Raw genomic sequence first — 18,924 nt, forward strand, 5'->3', positions numbered from 1 at the left:
ACATAAATGAAAAGCAGTAGTAAGCAACGATTGCGTGGCTTCACACTCATTGAGTTAATTATTACTCTAGTAATATTGGGAATACTGTCGGTAACGGCAGTTCCCAAATTTCTGGGCAGCTCAACAGAAGACGCCTATTCGTATCGAGACCGTACTTTAAATGCACTGAGAACAGTGCAGTTACGTGCAATGCAAAATACAGCAACAACAAGTTGCCATACCCTTTATATAACCTCCACACTTATTGCTCCCCCCACACCTGATACATGTATCGGTGGCGCTGATGTAAACAACACCGATCATTTAGTGGTGCAAATAGATACACAAAGAAGTGATATAACATTTAGTGCTTTAGATAGTAACGCGAACATTTTTACCCAAATTAGTTTTGATCCTTTAGGCAAATCAAATCAAACCTGCACTACGCAATGTCGAATCGATGTTGGATTAGCTGGCGTATGCATAAGTGGAGAAGGGCTAATATATGCGTGCCCTTAAAGTAAAAGGCTTTACTTTAATTGAGCTTATTATTGGCATAGTCATGTTTGCGATTGCATTGAGTATTATTACAGCTTTAATTGCCCCACAAGCCAAAAAAAGTGCAGAGCCGATTGTGGCTTTAAGAGCCTCTGAATTTGGTCAATCACTAATGAACGAAATTCAAAGTAAATCATTTGATGAACACAGCGACAGAAGCGCACCTTTTAAGCGGTGTGGCGAAATATCTATAGGTGCTGAGGCTTGTACCGCACCTGCTGACTTAGGAATAGATAACTCAGAAACCAGAACTAGTTATAACGATGTAGATGACTATATTGCACTGTCTAACCAGCCTATTACTAATAGCCTAGGTGAGGTGTTAAGCCAATACAGTGACTTTAACTTAGTTATTACAGTCCAGTACGATAGCGACTTTAACGAATTGACCATCAACGATGGCACAACCTTTAAGCGTATTACTATAGAAGTAACATCACCCTTAGGCGAAGTTTACGGATTTAGTGCATATAAAGGGAATTACTAATGCAAAGAGCCAAATATCAAAATGCATTTACCCTTATAGAGCTATTACTTGTTATGGTTATTATTGGTATTTTAGCCGTAAGTGCATTTTCGTTTATTGGTGCCGGAGTCAGTATTTATTCGCAAGGGGTTGAACGCCAAGAAGCTGTAGCCCAGGCCCGCTTTTTAATAACGCGACTTAGTAAAGAACTTCGCCACGCCACACCAAGTTCATTAAGGCTTTCTTGCGATAACAGTACTAGCGGAGCATGTAGTGCTCAGCAGTGCTTAGAGTTTACGCCGTTTTTATCGGCCACTCACTATACAAATTACTTACCAACCGTAGCGCCTTTTAATGTTAGCGCTGTCGATTTTGAACTTAATAATTTAACGCAGCCGCAAGCTGGAGATTGGGCAACAATTTACCCGTTAAGCAGCGCTGATATATACGATGAGAATAATAATAAGCGCTTAAAAATATCAGCATTTAATAGCTCCACCACTAGTGCAATTGATGAGTGGCAATTTAGTAAAGCGTTTGCCCAAGAGTCGCCAAGTAAGCGCCTTTATTTACTCTCTCAACCTGTAAGTTTTTGCGTTGAAGGGCAGTATTTATATAGGTACACCGATTACGGTTTTACAGTTAATCAATTAGATGCCGTGAGCTTACAAATAAGCAGTGGTGTTAAACGTGATTTATTAGGTATTTATATTGCTAACAATTTAGCTAGCGATTTGTTTTTTACTCTTGATGCACTCTCCTTACAAAGAAACGCAGTGCTTAATGTGAATGCGCAAATGCAATTTAACAATACTGAAGTAATGAGCTTTAACCATGAGGTACATATTCCTAATGTACCTTAAAAAAAACCTTCACGGAAAAGCCTTACCCAGTAAGCAAAAAGGAAACTTAATAATAGTTTCTTTAGTCATTATTGTTGCTTTATTAGCACTAGGATTAGCATTAGTTAAAGTGCTTTCTGGTGCATCTCAACAAAATACCATTGAGTATTACGGCGCTCGCGCTTTTATGGCGGCGCAAAGTGGATTAGAAAGTGGCTTAACACAACTATTTCCAATAAATAGCTCAGTTAAAAGCTGTACATCAGTTACTACTGATTTAACCTTCCAAACTGCATATTTAGCTAATTGTAAAGTAGTGGTAAGTTGCAATGAATATATAGACCTACCAGATAGCAGTACAACAAACGGGCTTGTAAATATATATTACTTACAAAGCAGTGCAACGTGCGCCGCAATTGATTGCCCTGCAGGGAGTAGCTGCAGAAAGGATTATTGGCAAACACAAAGAACGCTCAGTGTGGAGGCTAAAACCTTACCATGATGAAAAATGCATTGGTCACTATATTTTTTAGCTTCGTGTTACTTTGTAATTACGCAAATGCTGTGCCTCCAAAAATCGAAGGCCGTTATATAGAACTGCAAGATACATATACATCGCCTGTTTGGACAAAAGTTAATTTTCAACAGCAATATATAACGCCTCCTGCTGTCTTTATGCTCTCAACAAACCAAGGCGGAAACCCTGCAATAATAAGAATACGTAATATAACCACAACTAGCTTTGAGGCCTTACCGCTTGAACCTTCAGGAGAGGATGGTGGGCATATTAGTATGGGGGCGCACTATTTAGCTGTTGAGTATGGTGTGCATCAATTTCCTGATGGGACAATTATGGAAGTGGGTAGTACAGACTTATTACTCGAATTACAGTATGGCTCTAAGTCTGGCTTTGCTCCACTAACACCTAAGGGATATAAATCACTGACATTTGCTCAGCCATTTACTCAAAGGCCAAACTTTTTCCATTCATTACAAACACTCAATAGCATAGACAGCAATCCACCAACGCAAGCATTAATACCATTTTTAACAGTTGCAGTAGAAAGTAATTCTCTATCTGCCAGCGGCGTTAATATTGCTTTAGAAGCATCTGAAACAGCACTTGGGGTTATAAAAACCGAAACTGTTGCTTATATGGCTGTAGAGCCTGGAAGTAATCGCATATTTTCTGACGATAATGGCGTTGAGGTATCATGGGAAACCTTTTTTACCGGCTTTGAAGTTGACGGTTGGAGCAATGGCTGTAATTACTTTAGTTTTACTAATAATTTTAGTGTGGCTCCGTTAGTTGTAGCGAGTAAAAACTCACGCCAAGAAGATGATGGCGGGTGGCTACGCAGCTGTAACCTAAGGACTGACAGGCTAGGACTTGTTGTTGACGAAGATCGTGATGGCGATAACGAGCGCCGTCACGTAAACGAGGAAGCATCAATACTCGCCATGACCAGTACCTTTGTGTTTAACGGTGATATTTTAGATTGTGATACGTTATTCCCAGGCGCTATTTCTACTTATAACAATGGTGAGGTGCAGTTAGTTCAGGGAGTAGAAATAACAGATGGTAATGCGCAGTTTGTCACCACTACAAACTTAATTTCTACAGCGCTGACAAGCCCTCCTTTGTGTAATGGTCAGGCGTGTGTTGCTGGTGGTTATAACTCTTTAGAACCAAATCAAGCGGCGCAGGTGCCAACGGTTACAAATGATGGTAGCTCAACAGGGCCCGTACCTACTTCTTTAGCTGGCGATTATTACTACGACGAGTTGCAGTTAAGTATGCTGGAAACAGAGTACAGAGTAACAGCGCCTACACGTATATTTTTAAAAGACACAACCTCACTATTATCAACTTCATTTTTGAATATAGGTAAAACAAGTATAGTGGTCGAAACCGGCGCGTACTTGGCTATTTATGTGGATGGTGCGATTGCTATTGCAGCCGATGCCAATATTGCGGCCTATATTGTTGCCACTGGTGAGGTAAGAATCGCACAAAATGTAACGTATCAGGGGTCAATTACATCGGCTACTCAAATTATTACCGAAGGGAGCTCAACGTTTGACGCTCTACCAGTACCCGAAAGCATCCCTGGTTTTTGTGGCATTTATATACCAGAAACCCTAGATCATTATCGTTTAACAATCAGCGATAATAATGCTCTAACGTGTGAAGCTAAAGAGATGACACTCACAGCCTGCGCTAATGATGCCTGCGATTTATTATTTGCTGAGCCGTCAAGTTTAAACCTTTCTCCAGATAATAGTGGTCAGCAAAGTTGGGTTACGGGGGAGAATATTAATTTTACAGGATCAGCGGTTGTCGAATTTGCTAAGCGCACCACAGGCAGTGTTACATTTGGATACAACACTGCAGAGCCTTCTGCACCTCTTCGTTGTTATATTGCAGGTAATAATGTTGGATTAAGCGGCTGTAAAGTTACGTTTTCTGATGCTGGATTTATTTTTAATAATGATACAGATGGAAATACTACCATTCCAACTCAGCTATCAGCAAAGCCTTCAAATACTGGATTTAATGCAAAAGCGTTATCTATCCAGGCGGTAAAAACTAATACCACTACGGGCGTATGCGAAGCTGCATTTCCCGCTGGTGGTGATGTGAGCTTAGATTTATCGTATACATGCAACGCGGGTGCAAGTTGCTCTGATACGGTTTCACTTAGTAATAACAATAATACCTTTGCGGTAGAGCAAGCTTCTAAATCGTTCATACTAAACTTTGATAGTGAGTCTAAAGCTCCGATTGTTATAAATTATCCCGATGCAGGAAAGTTGAGTTTAAATGTAAATACCAATTTAATTTTAGACCCAGTCACTAATTTATCAGTAAATTTAACGGGGAGTTCAAATGAGTATGTTGTAAAGCCATTTGGATTAGCGATGGAAGTTGCAAGTGATGGTTATGCAACAGACGCTGATGGAAGTTTATTTAGATTAACTGGCGAAGCATTTGATTTAAAGATGAATGCGGTGCAATGGCAAACAGGGCAAGACACTAACAACGATGGTTACCCAGATAACTACAGCAATATAACAAATAACACCATTGCCAAGCACTTTATTACAGAGCAACCACTTGTAGAGGCATTACTTAAAGCGCCTACGGCAGGCGTTCAAGGTACGCTTGAAGCGATGAGCACTGTTGCCTTTAGTGACACAGGCAGTTTGAGTGAATCTATATCGCAGTATAATTACGACCAAGTTGGCATAATTGATTTAACAGCAGGCCTTCAAGATGCCGATTATTTTGGTGCCGGAGATGTAAAAGGTGAATTATATAATATTGGTCGTTTTGCACCTTCGCAGTTTCAGGTAGTGGGGGTTCAAGCTGCCGCACAATGCACGCCATACGGCAGTAATTTAACTTACCTTGATCAACCTTTTGAACTCGGCTTTACAGTACAAGCACTAAATCAAAATGGTGAGCTAATGGCTAATTATAAAGAGGGCTTTGATAAATCGAGTGTAGTCATTAATGCCGAAAATAATGAAGTAGCTAACTATGTACCCGCAACTAATTTTGCTAGCCGCTTAGTAAACCTAGGGAATAATAACTGGGGAGATATAAGCGACGGCCAATGGCAAATGAGTCAAATAAACACCACACTTCAAAGATTAGGTGTAGGGCAAGCAGACGGACCGTTCGCTATGGTCAGTTTAATGGCAACGCTTTCTAACATAGAAGGAGCAACGCTCATTGATGCAAATGATAAACCTAATACACAAACAGCATGTTCGGGTAGCTGTAATAGTGTACGACTAAATACATTACCAATAGAGTTTAGATTTGGACGTTTAGTACTTGGTAATAACGCAGGCTCCGATCTCGACCCTTTACTTATTCCTATGCAGGCTCAGTATTACAACGGCAGTGGATTTATAAATAACGCAGAAGATAACTGTAGTGTATTTGATCATACCCAAATCACTCAAATATCACCTAACAGCCCGCAATTAGCCTATGAATATGGAACGGGTGTATCTGGCCAGTTAGAGGCGGGAGTGTATCCGGCAAACAATGGTATTTATGCACAGCCAAATGGTTTGGGTGAATTTACCTTAGAATATAATACTTATGATTGGTTAAAGTGGGATTGGCAGGGGGATGAAACACAGCTTAATCCTCGTACTATTTTACAATTTGGACGCTTTAGAGGAAATGATCGGGTTATTTACTGGCGTGAAACACGCGAATAGTTGTAAACTAAGATAATAATTGAACAAAGCTTGTGTTTTGTGCTGCAAGTACATAGCATAAGGCTTTAATTATAAAAAAATAATAACGACCAAATAATTGCCGCTTTTTGGGACTGGAATATATGCGAATTACTCCTTTATCTCTGTTAATTTCAGCTAGTTTGTTAGCTAGTAGTGCATTTGCACAAGACACAGCTACAGTAACTGGAATTGAGTCAGAGATTAGTGTTAAACAGACAGAATACGATAACTCGACAAGAATACTTGAAAAACATCTTAAAGAAGAAAGTCAGTTACAAAATCAACTAGAGCTACTTCGTTCTCGTTCTACAGAGCTAGATAAAGAAAAAAACCAAGCGCTCGATGCGATGAACGAAATGTACCGTCGTTTAATTGACGATCCCACTATTAATATTAGTGCGGCTCAATCACGCTATCAAAAAGCGGTGATTGATCATAAGCAAAACAAAGATGATATTTCTATGCAGTTGGCGGCAATTGCATCCCACCGTAAAGATATAGAGCAAATTCGTGTTGCTAAACATACGCTTTTAAATACTTTAGAGAGCTTAAAAGAGCAGTTAACTACAGCCAGAGTAGAGCGTTTACGTAACGAGTTTACACGTGAAGGCACGCTTGAAGTTAACCATACGATTAACTGTAAGCGAACAGAAACGCTAGCAGCGTGTGAGCAACGCGGTCAGCAAATGGGGCTGCAAAAAGCAACTAAACGCTTTGTAGATCAAATATTTGCAAACTTAACAGAAGAGCGCATTGTTGAGCCAAAACGTAATTTGGCGGGCGCTCAAGTACAAATATTAAGTAGCCATGTAGTTAACAGTGCATTTAGCGGCCAAGGTAACTACAACGTCAACTTAAGCGTAACCATGCGCGGCGAAGTAAACAGTAGCCGTTTATGTAGCTTATTAAGCATTGATAACCGTTATTGTTCTGAGTACGGCACGCCACTTACTGCTGCTTATCAACCCGCGTATAACAATACATTTACTGATAGTCAGTTAACATTCAGTAATAGCGCGGATAATAGCAACACGGTGTCGGTTTCTCGTTTAGAAAAGCAGCCAGTACGTGATTATTCAGTTAAACCTGCATCGGCGAAAAAAGATTACCCTTCTATCCTTAATAAGAAGAAGGATCAATCAATAGAGCTGACATTACGATCAAACGTATACGACGATGAAGTGTTTATCGATGGTGTAAGCTTTGGCTCAACACGCTTGATCACACGTTTACCGCCGGGTATTCACAACATTGAAATACGTAAACTTGGCTATAAGCCTTATCAAGTTCGTGTTGATTTGAATAAAGCACAAACAATTAATGCAAATTTGGTAAAAAAGCCTAAGTCGATTGCTGCACCGACCTATACTCGAGAGCAACCAGAAGTAACAACACGCCAGGTTAGTGAAAACGTTAATGTATTAAATGCAAACGTTGAAACGCCGGTTGTCGTTATTCCTGCAGGCAAATTTAAAATGGGCGATATCAATGGCAATGGTTTAGCTAATGAACGTCCAGTAATTGAAAAAGTAATAGCAAATTCTTTCGCTATGCAAAGTAAAGAAGTAACCGTAGGTGCCTACGAAAAATTTGTAGCAAATACAGGTTATAAAACTCAAGCGGAAAAAAATAAAGGGTGTGCGTATTATTTAAATGGCGAACCAGTATGGGAAGCAAATTTAAATTGGCGTAATCCTGGTTTTGAGCAAGGCAGTGACTTTCCTGCTGTATGTTTAACTTATAACGATGCAAAAGCTTACGCTGAGTGGTTATCGGGTCAAACAGGGCAGCAATTTCGTTTACCTAACGAAGTTGAGTGGGAATACGCAGCACGTGCAGGAACCGAAACAGAATACCCTTGGGGTAACGAAATTGGTAAAAACCTAGCTAACTGTGGTTGGTGTGGTAGTGAATGGTCAAATAGACGTGCATCACCAGTAGGTTCTTTTTCTCCAAATGCATTTGGATTATACGATACCGTAGGCAATGTATGGGAATGGACCGATAAAGAATCAGGTGAGTCTGATGTAGCAGTAAGAGGCGGAGCGTGGAATTTTGCACCAAGCCTTGCTCGTGCATCTACGCGTTTAATTTTAGCCCCTGATTTTAGATCTAACTACATTGGTTTTCGCTTAGTTCGCGAACGATAAACTCAATTAAGGAAGCTTTGCTTCCTTTTTTCACAAATTCACAAAGGCGCTGCGCTTTATATTGCTCATATAGTTGAGCATGTTAAAGTGAGGCAGCTAATATAAGAACGTATTTCAAAGGTCATCCAGCCTCATGTTTAAAAAACTCCGTGGTATTTTTTCTAACGATCTATCGATCGACTTGGGTACAGCCAATACCCTAATTTACGTAAAAGAAGAAGGTATTGTATTAAACGAACCTTCTGTTGTTGCTATTCGCCAAGAACGCGCTGGTGGACCTAAAAGTGTTGCATCTGTAGGTACAGAAGCAAAACAAATGCTAGGCCGTACACCGGGAAATATTAAAGCAATCCGTCCAATGAAAGACGGTGTAATTGCTGATTTTTATGTAACTGAAAAAATGTTACAACACTTCATTAAGCAAGTGCATAACAATAACTTTATGCGCCCAAGTCCGCGTGTACTAATTTGCGTACCGTGTGGTGCTACTCAAGTAGAAAAACGTGCAATACGTGAATCTGCAATGGGTGCCGGTGCTCGTGAAGTTTACTTAATTGAAGAACCAATGGCAGCAGCTATTGGCGCAGGTTTACCAGTATCAGAAGCAACAGGTTCTATGGTTGTTGATATTGGTGGTGGTACAACTGAAGTGGCTATTATTTCACTTAACGGTGTTGTTTACTCATCATCTGTTCGTATTGGTGGCGATAAGTTTGACGAAGCTATTATTAATTATGTACGTCGTAACTTTGGTAGCTTAATTGGTGAAGCGACAGCTGAAAATATTAAGCATCAAATTGGCTCTGCGTTCAAAACTGATGAGCCAATCGAAATTGAAGTGCGCGGTCGTAACCTTGCCGAAGGTGTTCCGCGTTCATTCACGCTTAACTCACACGAAATCCTAGAAGCTCTACAAGAGCCGTTAATGGGTATTGTGAGTGCAGTAATGGTTGCACTTGAGCAATCACCACCTGAGCTGGCATCAGATATCTCTGCGCACGGCATGGTACTTACTGGCGGTGGTGCATTGTTAAAAGATTTAGACCGTTTATTAATGGAAGAAACGGGTATTCCGGTTGTTGTAGCTGATGATCCACTTACGTGTGTTGCGCGTGGTGGTGGTAAAGCATTAGAAATGATCGATGTTCATGGTGGTGACGTTTTTAGTTACGACTAATGAAATTAATGTTTGGACGCACAGTCTCTTTGCAACTGCGACTTTTTGTCGCAGTGCTTTTGAGTATCGTACTCATAGTTGGAGACAGATATACGCAAGGTGGTACCGTTGTTCGTACCAGCCTTAATACTCTAGTTAGCCCACTAATCTATGTTGCTAATTTACCCTACGAATTATTTAGCTTAAGTGCTAAAAGCCTGCATACGCGGGATCAACTTCTTACTGAAAACGAAGCGCTGAAAAAAAAGCAAATGCTACAAAGCGAGCAACTTCAGCAGTATCAATTTCTAGCCAGAGAAAATCAAAAACTGCGCGCCTTATTAGGCTCATCTGCAAAGCAATCGAATCGTAAAATTATTGCTCAGGTACTTTCTGTACATTCAAACCCGTATAGTCATCAGGTTGTTATTAACCGTGGTACAACTGACGGGCTTAGTGAAGGCCAAGCTGTAATTGATGAAATGGGTGTAGTAGGGCAGCTTACAAAGGTTGGTTCAACAACTTCACGCGTGCTACTAATGACCGACACCACACATGCCACACCTGTGCGTATACTTCGTAACGATGTACGAACGGTTGTTGAAGGCATAGGTAAAATTAACGTCGTTAAGCTCTCTCACGTTCCACACAGTTTAGATGTGCGAATTGGCGATGTACTTGTTACATCGGGTTTAGGGGGTACATTCCCTGAAGGATACCCGGTGGCAGTAGTAACCGAAATAAATCGTGATGAAGGGCGACCGTTTGCACAAGTTTTTGCAGAACCTATTGCGCAACTAGATCGCATTCGTTTGCTGGTTATTTTATGGCGTAATCAACAGGAGCAAATCAGCGATGATTAACCGTTATTCATTGTTAATTGCGCTAAGCATCTTTTTTGCGTTAATAATGGCACTAATGCCACTTCCATTTTCGTTTGAACCATTTAGACCTGACTGGGTTTTACTTGTACTTATGTATTGGTCGCTAGCAGTACCGCATCGTTTAAATATTGGTACTGCTTGGGTTGTTGGTTTATTAATAGATTTAGCGTCTGGCTCACCGCTGGGCGTGAACTCGCTTACATTCTCGGTATGTATTTTTGTAACCGCGAGCAACTTTCAAAAAATTCGTAACTTTTCGCTTTGGCAACAAAGCCTACTAATTGGTTTATTTTTAACGCTGTATCACTTAATGCAGTTTTGGCTAAATCACTTTTTATTAGGGGTTTACTTTAATCCACAGTACTTATGGCCAGTAGCAACCGGAATGGTTAGCTGGTTTTGGGTCTTTTTACTACTTCGTAAATATCGCAGACATTTTAGGATCAGGTAATGACTACCGCAGTATATTTGGCATCAGCCTCTCCCCGTCGTAAAGAGTTATTAAGCCAATTAGGTGTCGAATTTACACAATTTAGTGTTGATGCAGATGAAAGCCCACTTCCAAACGAGCAACCTAGAGCACTTGTTGAGCGTTTAGCGCGCTTGAAAGCCCAAAGCGGTGTAGAGCTTGGTTATACCGATCGCCCTGTACTTGGTAGTGATACCGTGGTTGTTATAGATAACGAGTCATTGGGTAAACCTCGCGATAAAAACGATTTTACACACACGTTAAAACGCCTATCGGGTAACACGCATCAAGTTCTTACCGCAGTTGCATTTGCGACGCAAAATGATGTGCTTAGCTGTGTTGTAAGCACAGATGTTACTTTTAAAACCTTAACAGATGAAGAAATTAATGCTTATTGGGAGTCAGGTGAGCCACAAGATAAAGCCGGTGGCTACGGTATCCAAGGTTTAGGCGGCCGCTTTGTAACTCACATTGCGGGTAGCTATTTTTCTGTTGTAGGCTTACCTTTATATGAAACCGAACAATTATTAAAAACATTCTTAAGAAGGTAACATGAGTACAGAATTACTGATCAATGTCACACCGAGCGAAAGCCGTGTTGCCCTAATAGAAAACGGTGTACTGCAAGAAATACAGCTAGAGCGAATCGGTAATCTAGGTATTGTAGGCAATATTTACTTAGGAAAAATAAGCCGTGTACTTCCGGGTATGCAGGCTGCTTTTGTTGATATCGGCCTCGAAAAGGCTGCATTTTTGCATGCATCCGATATTGTAAATAGTGCCTCTATTGTTGAAGGCGTAGACGACGTACCAATAAAAAAAGTACAAGATATTAGAGAGTTAGTTCGTCAAGGCCAATACATTATGGTGCAAGTGGTAAAAGATCCGCTAGGCACTAAAGGCGCAAGACTCACCACTGATATAACTATCCCTTCTCGCTATTTAGTGTTTATGCCTGATGCGACCCATGTAGGTGTTAGTCAGCGTATTGAAACTGAAGAAGAGCGCTCACGTCTTAAAAAAATAGTCGCAGAATATGGCGATGAAAATGGCAGTTTTATTGTACGTACAGCTGCCGAAGGTGCTAGCGAAGCTGAATTACGACACGATGCCGGCTTTTTAAGAAAATTATGGGAAAAAATAACATCACGTCGTAGAAAAACGAGTAAAGCTAGTATCCTACACGAAGATTTAACGCTTGCCTTTAGAACCCTGCGTGACTACGTAGGCGAAGATATGGAGCGCATTCGCGTTGACTCTAAACTCAGCTATGAAGAACTAAAGTTATTTACTGAAGAGTTTGTTCCACAGCTTTCTCAAGTGCTTGAATACTACCCAGGCGAGCGACCTATATTTGATTTGTTTGATGTTGAAAACGAAATTCAAAAAGCACTACATCGTAAAGTTACGCTAAAATCGGGTGGTTATATAATTATTGACCAAACAGAAGCAATGACGACTGTTGATGTTAATACTGGTGCATTTGTAGGGCATCGTAATTTAGAAGAAACCATTTTTAATACCAACGTAGAAGCAACCTCTGCAATTGCCCGCCAGCTCAGGCTGCGTAACTTAGGCGGTATTATCATTATCGACTTTATCGATATGGTAAGTGAGGATCATAAAAGGCGGGTGCTTCATTCACTTGAATCAGCCCTTGCAAAAGATCGCACTAAAACGAATATTAATGGGCTTTCAGCGCTTGGCCTTGTTGAAATGACGCGTAAACGTACACGCGAAAGCTTAGAACATATTTTATGTGATGTATGCCCTGCATGCTCCGGTCGTGGTTCACAAAAAACAGTTGAAACGGTTTGCTACGAAATACTACGTGAAATAGTGCGTGTTAACCGAGCATACGCAGCGGACAAGTTTATGGTGTATGCAGCGCCGGCTGTAAGTGAGGCCCTACTAAACGATGAGTATCATAACCTTGCTGAGCTTGAACTATTTATTGGTAAGCAAGTCAATATTCAAACCGAGAGCTTATACAGCCAAGAACAGTTTGATGTGGTAATGATGTAATGAAAGCAAAAGCGGTCTGTTTTTTTTGTTTTAGGAAGTTATGGCAGACTTGCGCCATAATTTTGGTATTACTGGCCGTTATTGTTTCAATTTTAAAATATACCCTCCCGTATGCAAACGAATACAAAGGTGACATAGAAAGCTATTTACACGAAAAGTTTGAAATAAGCTTATCTATTGGCGAAATATCAGCTAGTTGGCAGGGCAGTGGTCCTGCATTAGTGCTAGAAAATTTATCGTTTAAAGATAACGAAACCGCGCCAATATCACTCACCATTGCTAAAACCAGCTTAGAGCTAAACCTATGGGAAAGCTTAAAAGCACTGCAACTTAGATCTAATTATTTTGTTATTAATGGTTTTCATACCAGTGTAAATATCACCAACTTATTTAAAACCGGTGATAACGACGAAGTTTCTTTTGAGCAAAAAGAGCTAATTGAAGAACTGTTTTTGGGTAAAACGGGTCATTTTGCAATAGAAAATTCCAGTATTAACTTTATTTTAGAAGATGGTAAAGAACGTAAATTACTTCTTCAAAACATTGTTTGGCAAAATGAAGATGAGCAGCACCTTGGTAGTGGAAGCTTAGCACTACCGGGAATTTCGGTAGGAGACTTTGACGCGCGCATAGCACTTACCGGGGATACTCTAGAGCAGGTTGCGGGCGACATCTATGTGCAGGCTAATAAGGTCGATGTATCTAACTGGTTAGCGCAATATATAAATACGCAAAAACAACAACTACATAGCGATATTAATTTACAAGCATGGCTAAAACTAGATAAAGGTTTTGTAAGCGATGTGAAAATGCAGTGGTTACCAAGCTTTGTACGCTGGCAGCGAGAAGAGCAAAGCCACCAAGTTAGTTTGAGTGAAGGTGGATTCCATCTATATCCAGAACAAAATAGCTGGCACTTAAAAAGCACCGGTTTAACATTTAATAGTAATGATAAAGCATGGCCAAGTTTAGAGTTTGAAGCCCAACTAGGGCTGCAAAATAAGGTGTGGCTGCATCAAGTTGATTTTGAATTACTGAGTAACCTAGCCGGGCTAAGTAATTTTAATGCACTTGAACCATTTTTAGAACGCCAACCTAGTGGGCAAATAGATCAAGCTTATTTAAGTTTTTCTAATGCACAGCAATGGCAATTATGGTTTGAGGCTAACAATATTGGCTGGCAAGAATTAAGATCGGTACCAGCAGCGCAAGGACTTAGAGTGGATGGTTTGCTGACTCAAAACGCGGGGCGTATTAATTTATTTGGTGAAAGTGGCACATTAGTTACAGGCGAAAGCTTTAGTAACGACATAAATTATAATCAGCTAAATGTAGAGCTAGATTTAGCTAAGCGAGATGATGGCTGGCATATAAGTAGTGACAATATCTGGTTTGATAATGATGAAGTTACTCTTGCTGCAGAATTACAAATTAGTCTAACGGATGATCCTCGATTAGATCTTTACGCAGAAGCATTCGCTCCAGATGCCAATATTGCAGGTCATTACTTCCCATTAAAAGCGATGAGCCCTGAACTTGTTAGCTATTTAAATGGTGCAATTAAAGGCGGAGAAGTATCTAAAGCACAGGTCTTATTTGCAGGGCCTTTGTCTGGTTTCCCATTTACTGATGGTAGTGGTCAGTTTGATGTATTAGCACAAATAGACAATGCAACCTATGAGTTTGATCCTGATTGGCCTGCGGTCACTAATGCTAATGTACAGCTACATTTTGCTAATGAGCGGATGGACATATATAGCCAGCAAGGCAAGTTGGTTAATTTAAATATTGGTAATAGTGTACAGGTGAGCATTGCAGATTTAATGAATGCTGATGAACTTATTGTGCAAATTGATAAAAAAGCAGAGATGGAAAAGTTACATGACTTTTTTGCAGCGACACCTATTGCCAAACCTCTTGCTGAAATTTTTAAAGTTGTACAGGGCAAAGGCGAAGCCGATGCCAGTATTGAGCTTTTAGTAGGCTCTAAGTTTAAAGGCGGAGCCAGTGTTAGCGGCAAAGTTAATTTAAATGACTTGCCAGTATTTATAGCAACGCCAGGCATTGAGCTTAAAAACTTAACTGGCGAGCTTAATTTTAAAAACGACAACATCACACTTGAAAATGCGACTGCGAAGTGGTTGGGCATGCCGCTAAATATTAATTACAGCAGTAAAAGTGATGCTAAAAATTACCAAGCAAACATAGATGTAAACGCCAAATTTGACGCCGATACACTAATCGATAGTGGACAAGGTATATTAAAAAATTATTTAAGTGGGCAAAGCGATGTTGATATTGGTTTGGTACTTAATTTTACCGAACAAGGCTTTAATTACCGTGCACAGGTAAACTCAGAACTACTTGGCTTAACGAGTAACTTACCCGCACCTTATAATAAAAATAGCGAACAAGCGTGGGCGCTTGATGCAGTAGTTCAAGGTGATGATATTTCTAATCTCATTACAGCAAACGCTAATCAACAGTTTTACTTTAATGCTATTTTAGAAAATGGAAAATCACAGTTTAGTAATGTCCATTTTGTGCTCGGAAAACAAGATTTAGGATTAAACCAAAAAGACTTAAGCGTAAATATAAATCTTGAGCAGAGTGAATTAGTGCCTTGGTTTGATCTGATTGATCAAATAATTAAAGCAGGTAAAGCAAACCCAGATCAAGAATCAAAAGGGATTATGCCACCGCTTAATGAGGTGGTCGCAAATATAGGTATGCTTGATGCGAGTAATATCATCTTTAATGATTTTGAAATGCGTTTAGCACCATCAAAAGACGATTTATACCTAAAGCTAAATGCTAAAGAACTTAGAGCTGGGGTTTTTATTCCTACATCACAACCTAGCCAGCCTATACGAATTAATGCCGATTACTTAAGGCTTAATTTTGCACAGCCTAGCGAGCAATTAATTGAAATAACAGATGTACTTCCTGAGGAAGACTTGAGCTGGCTTACTAAAATACCTGCCATTGAGTTTGAATGTAGTGACTGCAAAATTGATCGCTATCAGCTTGATAAAGTGAGTGCGTCATTATTAGGTGATGGCGAGCGCTTATCGATATCAGAACTTGTAATCGATAAAGGAGATCATGTACTGCGCACTAAAGGGCAGTGGCAAAATGGTTTAACAACGCTAAGTGGTGAGCTTAAAAGTGATGATATAGGCGCATTGTTTGGCGAGTTTGATATTACCTCTGCAATTAAGGATTCTAAAGCTGATCTAAATTATGATCTTACTTGGCAAGCAGCACCTTATGATTTTGATGTGAAAACTTTAAGTGGTGAGGTTACTTGGGATTTAGGGGAAGGTCACTTAACTGAAATAAGTGATGGTGGTGCACGCGTATTTTCGCTGTTGAGCCTTGATTCACTCGTACGCAAACTGAAACTTGATTTTAGAGATGTATTTTCAAAGGGCTTTTTTTATAACAGCATGCAAGGCTCTATGCAGTTAGAAAACGGTATCGCTTACACTAAAGATACTAAAATGGACGGTGTGCCTGCCGATTTAACAATTAAAGGCTACGCAAACTTAAATACGCTAGATATAGATTACGACCTTGCTGTAGCGCCACAAGTAACCTCAAGCATTCCGGTTATAGTGGCGTGGATGGTTAATCCAGTAACAGGGCTTGCTGCTTTAGCACTTGATAAAGTTATTCATTCTGCGCGCGTCATCTCAGAGATCAATTTTAAAGTAACGGGTAAAATGAACGATCCTATTGTTCAAGAACTCGACAGAAAAAGTCGTGAAGTTACACTACCTCAAGCTGCGCAAAATCAGCCACAAGCATCAGTCGATTTAAAACTTAAAGATGCTCAAGTAACAGTAACGCAATGAGCAAAACAGCAAGCATAAGCACACCCACAATAGTCGCCCTACAAATGTGTTCAGGGCTAAGCCCTGATGACAATATAGCAAGCTTAAAGCGCGCACTTAAAACTCTGCCAGCAACAAGACCATTACTTGTTTGCTTACCAGAAGCTTTTTTAGTGTTTAGTAAAAGTGGTAACGATACGTTACGTGTTGCTAAGCAAGTTGAGCAATACAAATTACAACTTAGTGAATTGTGCCAACACCATAATATTTGGTTAAATGCAGGCACAATGCCTGAGCCATTTAACGAATATAAGTATTACGCAGCATCGCACTTATATAATAATCAAGGCGAGCTGGTTGCAACGTATAACAAAATACATTTATTTGATGTAACCGTTGATGATAAAACAGGTAGCTATCGAGAGTCAGATTTTACCCAAGCAGGTCGCGATGTAGTGGTTGTTGATTCTCCCTTTGGTAAAATTGGCTTAACAGTATGTTATGATCTGCGCTTTAGTGGCTTATTTAACGAACTAGTACGCCAAGGCGCCGATATTATTTTAGTACCCAGTGCATTTACAGTCCCTACAGGGCAAGCGCATTGGCAACCGCTATTAGCAGCTCGCGCAATAGAAACACAATGTTATGTAGTTGCAGCTGCTCAGTACGGTACACATGAAAATGGCCGACAAACATATGGCCACAGTATTATTATTTCACCTTGGGGCAATACCCTGAGTGAATTGCCAACAGGCACCGGTTTTATAAGCTGCAACGCAGATTTAGACCAGTTACAAAAAATTAGACGAGATATGCCTGTGCAGTCTCATCAACGATTTAGAGAGCATTTATTATGAATTCGGTTGAACAGCATTTACTACAAGACAGCCAGCTAAATAGAGAAGAGCTCGAAAAAACGCTCGCTTACATACATCAGCATAAAGTGGATTACGCCGATTTATACTTTCAATCAAGCCACCACGAATCATGGGTGCTTGAAGACGGCTTAGTTAAAGAAGGCTCTTATAACGTTGAACGTGGCGTTGGTGTACGTGCGGTAAGCGGCGAAAAAACAGGTTTTTCTTACTCTGATGCAATAAATCTTGAAGCACTTAATAAGGCGGCTACAGCGGCTCGTAGCATCGCAGATGCTAGCGAAGATAGAGCGATTAAAGTATTTAGTGATGTTAAAGCTAAAGAGCAGTTTGCAGCGCATCAGCCAATTTCGAGTATGAGCGATACCGACAAGGTGAGTTTATTACGCGAACTTGAAAACTATATTCGTGAACTAGCACCCGATGCAGAGCAAGTAATTAGCTCAATGTCAGCGGTATACGAAGAAGTATTAATCGCAGCAAGTGATGGTACGTTTGCCACCGATATTCGCCCGCTTATTCGTTTAAACTGCTCAGTGCTGCTTGAAAAAAATGGTCGCCGTGAACGCGGTGGCGCAGGTGGTGGTGCACGTTTAGATTATGGTTACTTTAAAGAGCTTGTTGATGGTAAACCACGTTGGATGGAATTTGCTGAAGAAGCTGTACGTCAAGCTAAAGTAAATCTTGAAGCTATTGATGCACCTGCAGGCACGATGGAAGTTGTACTTGGTAATGGTTGGCCTGGCGTGCTTTTACACGAAGCAGTAGGGCATGGACTTGAAGGCGACTTTAACCGCAAAGGCGCGTCTGCGTTTAGTGGTAAAGTGGGCCAAAAAGTAGCATCTGAGCTGTGTACTGTTGTTGATGATGGCACCATGGCTGATCGCCGTGGGTCACTTAACGTAGATGACGAAGGCACACCAGCTGCTTACAACGTACTTATCGAAAACGGTATTTTAAAAGGCTATATGCAAGATAAGCTAAACGCGCGTTTAATGGGTGTAAATCCTACCGGAAACGCACGTCGTGAGTCGTATGCACATTTACCAATGCCTCGCATGACTAACACCTACATGTTAGGTGGTGAGCACAGCCAAGCCGATATTATCAGTAGTGTTAAAAAAGGGGTATTCGCGCCTAACTTTGGCGGCGGACAAGTTGATATAACCTCAGGTAAGTTTGTATTTAGCGCATCAGAAGCGTATTTAATCGAAAACGGTAAAATTACTCAGCCAATTAAAGGCGCAACGCTTATTGGTAATGGCCCAGAAGTAATGCAGCAAATATCTATGATTGGTAACGACTTAGCACTTGATAAAGGTGTCGGTGTTTGTGGTAAAGATGGTCAAAGCGTACCGGTAGGCGTAGGCCAACCAAGCCTTAAAATTGATCAGTTAACGGTCGGTGGTACAGCATAAAAAACT

14 protein-coding genes are annotated in these 18,924 nt (G+C 40.5%); all 14 read left to right on the plus strand.

The window, feature by feature from the left end; all coding sequences use genetic code 11:
• Positions 1-6: 6 nt before the first annotated feature.
• Positions 7-498 (plus strand): type II secretion system protein, encoded by a 492-nt coding sequence (locus tag H5122_RS05395; protein ID WP_182682486.1) that lies wholly within the window; start codon positions 7-9, stop codon positions 496-498.
• Positions 485-1,024, plus strand: a complete 540-nt coding sequence (locus H5122_RS05400; protein ID WP_154904150.1) for a prepilin-type N-terminal cleavage/methylation domain-containing protein — start codon at positions 485-487, stop codon at positions 1,022-1,024. Before H5122_RS05395 ends, H5122_RS05400 begins: the two co-directional genes overlap by 14 nt.
• Positions 1,024-1,866 carry a type II secretion system protein J gene (locus tag H5122_RS05405; RefSeq protein WP_182682487.1) on the plus strand — a complete coding sequence of 281 codons (843 nt, stop codon included), beginning with the start codon at positions 1,024-1,026 and terminating at the stop codon, positions 1,864-1,866. Before H5122_RS05400 ends, H5122_RS05405 begins: the two co-directional genes overlap by 1 nt.
• Positions 1,856-2,347 (plus strand): agglutinin biogenesis protein MshP, encoded by a 492-nt coding sequence (locus tag H5122_RS05410; protein WP_182682488.1) that lies wholly within the window; start codon positions 1,856-1,858, stop codon positions 2,345-2,347. Before H5122_RS05405 ends, H5122_RS05410 begins: the two co-directional genes overlap by 11 nt.
• Positions 2,344-6,084 carry an H-type lectin domain-containing protein gene (locus H5122_RS05415; RefSeq protein WP_182682489.1) on the plus strand — a complete coding sequence of 1,247 codons (3,741 nt, stop codon included), beginning with the start codon at positions 2,344-2,346 and terminating at the stop codon, positions 6,082-6,084. The genes H5122_RS05410 and H5122_RS05415 overlap by 4 nt, the downstream gene beginning before the upstream one ends.
• A 122-nt stretch (positions 6,085-6,206) precedes the next feature.
• Positions 6,207-8,255, plus strand: a complete 2,049-nt coding sequence (locus tag H5122_RS05420; RefSeq protein ID WP_182671030.1) for a formylglycine-generating enzyme family protein — start codon at positions 6,207-6,209, stop codon at positions 8,253-8,255.
• A 133-nt stretch (positions 8,256-8,388) separates the two neighbouring features.
• Positions 8,389-9,432 carry a rod shape-determining protein gene (locus H5122_RS05425; protein WP_002958401.1) on the plus strand — a complete coding sequence of 348 codons (1,044 nt, stop codon included), beginning with the start codon at positions 8,389-8,391 and terminating at the stop codon, positions 9,430-9,432.
• Positions 9,432-10,274: a rod shape-determining protein MreC gene (gene mreC, locus H5122_RS05430; RefSeq protein WP_173400216.1), complete on the plus strand. Its 843-nt coding sequence runs from the start codon at positions 9,432-9,434 to the stop codon at positions 10,272-10,274. The genes H5122_RS05425 and mreC overlap by 1 nt, the downstream gene beginning before the upstream one ends.
• The gene (mreD, locus tag H5122_RS05435; protein WP_002958403.1) at positions 10,267-10,746 is read left to right on the plus strand and encodes a rod shape-determining protein MreD; all 480 of its coding nucleotides are present in this window, start codon (positions 10,267-10,269) and stop codon (positions 10,744-10,746) included. The genes mreC and mreD overlap by 8 nt, the downstream gene beginning before the upstream one ends.
• Positions 10,746-11,315 carry a nucleoside triphosphate pyrophosphatase gene (locus H5122_RS05440; RefSeq protein WP_002958404.1) on the plus strand — a complete coding sequence of 190 codons (570 nt, stop codon included), beginning with the start codon at positions 10,746-10,748 and terminating at the stop codon, positions 11,313-11,315. Before mreD ends, H5122_RS05440 begins: the two co-directional genes overlap by 1 nt.
• 1 nt (position 11,316) lies before the next feature.
• The gene (gene rng, locus H5122_RS05445) at positions 11,317-12,789 is read left to right on the plus strand and encodes a ribonuclease G (RefSeq protein WP_002958405.1); all 1,473 of its coding nucleotides are present in this window, start codon (positions 11,317-11,319) and stop codon (positions 12,787-12,789) included.
• Positions 12,789-16,646 carry a YhdP family protein gene (locus H5122_RS05450; RefSeq protein WP_182682490.1) on the plus strand — a complete coding sequence of 1,286 codons (3,858 nt, stop codon included), beginning with the start codon at positions 12,789-12,791 and terminating at the stop codon, positions 16,644-16,646. Before rng ends, H5122_RS05450 begins: the two co-directional genes overlap by 1 nt.
• Positions 16,643-17,482 (plus strand): carbon-nitrogen hydrolase family protein, encoded by an 840-nt coding sequence (locus H5122_RS05455; protein ID WP_182682491.1) that lies wholly within the window; start codon positions 16,643-16,645, stop codon positions 17,480-17,482. The genes H5122_RS05450 and H5122_RS05455 overlap by 4 nt, the downstream gene beginning before the upstream one ends.
• The gene (tldD, locus tag H5122_RS05460) at positions 17,479-18,918 is read left to right on the plus strand and encodes a metalloprotease TldD (RefSeq protein WP_182682492.1); all 1,440 of its coding nucleotides are present in this window, start codon (positions 17,479-17,481) and stop codon (positions 18,916-18,918) included. Before H5122_RS05455 ends, tldD begins: the two co-directional genes overlap by 4 nt.
• Positions 18,919-18,924 lie beyond the last annotated feature (6 nt).

Source organism: Pseudoalteromonas sp. SG43-8 (assembly GCF_014164245.1).
GTDB lineage: Bacteria > Pseudomonadota > Gammaproteobacteria > Enterobacterales > Alteromonadaceae > Pseudoalteromonas > Pseudoalteromonas distincta.

What these genes read in the sequence shown, in the direction of transcription:
- H5122_RS05410 (WP_182682488.1), top strand. Translation starts at nt 1,856, where the DNA reads ATGTACCTTAAAAAAAACCTTCACGGAAAAGCCTTACCCAGTAAGCAA.
- H5122_RS05405 (WP_182682487.1), top strand. Translation starts at nt 1,024, where the DNA reads ATGCAAAGAGCCAAATATCAAAATGCATTTACCCTTATAGAGCTATTA.
- H5122_RS05400 (WP_154904150.1), top strand. Translation starts at nt 485, where the DNA reads ATGCGTGCCCTTAAAGTAAAAGGCTTTACTTTAATTGAGCTTATTATT.
- tldD (WP_182682492.1), top strand. Translation starts at nt 17,479, where the DNA reads ATGAATTCGGTTGAACAGCATTTACTACAAGACAGCCAGCTAAATAGA.
- rng (WP_002958405.1), top strand. Translation starts at nt 11,317, where the DNA reads ATGAGTACAGAATTACTGATCAATGTCACACCGAGCGAAAGCCGTGTT.
- H5122_RS05395 (WP_182682486.1), top strand. Translation starts at nt 7, where the DNA reads ATGAAAAGCAGTAGTAAGCAACGATTGCGTGGCTTCACACTCATTGAG.
- mreD (WP_002958403.1), top strand. Translation starts at nt 10,267, where the DNA reads ATGATTAACCGTTATTCATTGTTAATTGCGCTAAGCATCTTTTTTGCG.
- H5122_RS05455 (WP_182682491.1), top strand. Translation starts at nt 16,643, where the DNA reads ATGAGCAAAACAGCAAGCATAAGCACACCCACAATAGTCGCCCTACAA.
- H5122_RS05420 (WP_182671030.1), top strand. Translation starts at nt 6,207, where the DNA reads ATGCGAATTACTCCTTTATCTCTGTTAATTTCAGCTAGTTTGTTAGCT.
- H5122_RS05425 (WP_002958401.1), top strand. Translation starts at nt 8,389, where the DNA reads ATGTTTAAAAAACTCCGTGGTATTTTTTCTAACGATCTATCGATCGAC.
- H5122_RS05440 (WP_002958404.1), top strand. Translation starts at nt 10,746, where the DNA reads ATGACTACCGCAGTATATTTGGCATCAGCCTCTCCCCGTCGTAAAGAG.
- mreC (WP_173400216.1), top strand. Translation starts at nt 9,432, where the DNA reads ATGAAATTAATGTTTGGACGCACAGTCTCTTTGCAACTGCGACTTTTT.
- H5122_RS05415 (WP_182682489.1), top strand. Translation starts at nt 2,344, where the DNA reads ATGATGAAAAATGCATTGGTCACTATATTTTTTAGCTTCGTGTTACTT.
- H5122_RS05450 (WP_182682490.1), top strand. Translation starts at nt 12,789, where the DNA reads ATGAAAGCAAAAGCGGTCTGTTTTTTTTGTTTTAGGAAGTTATGGCAG.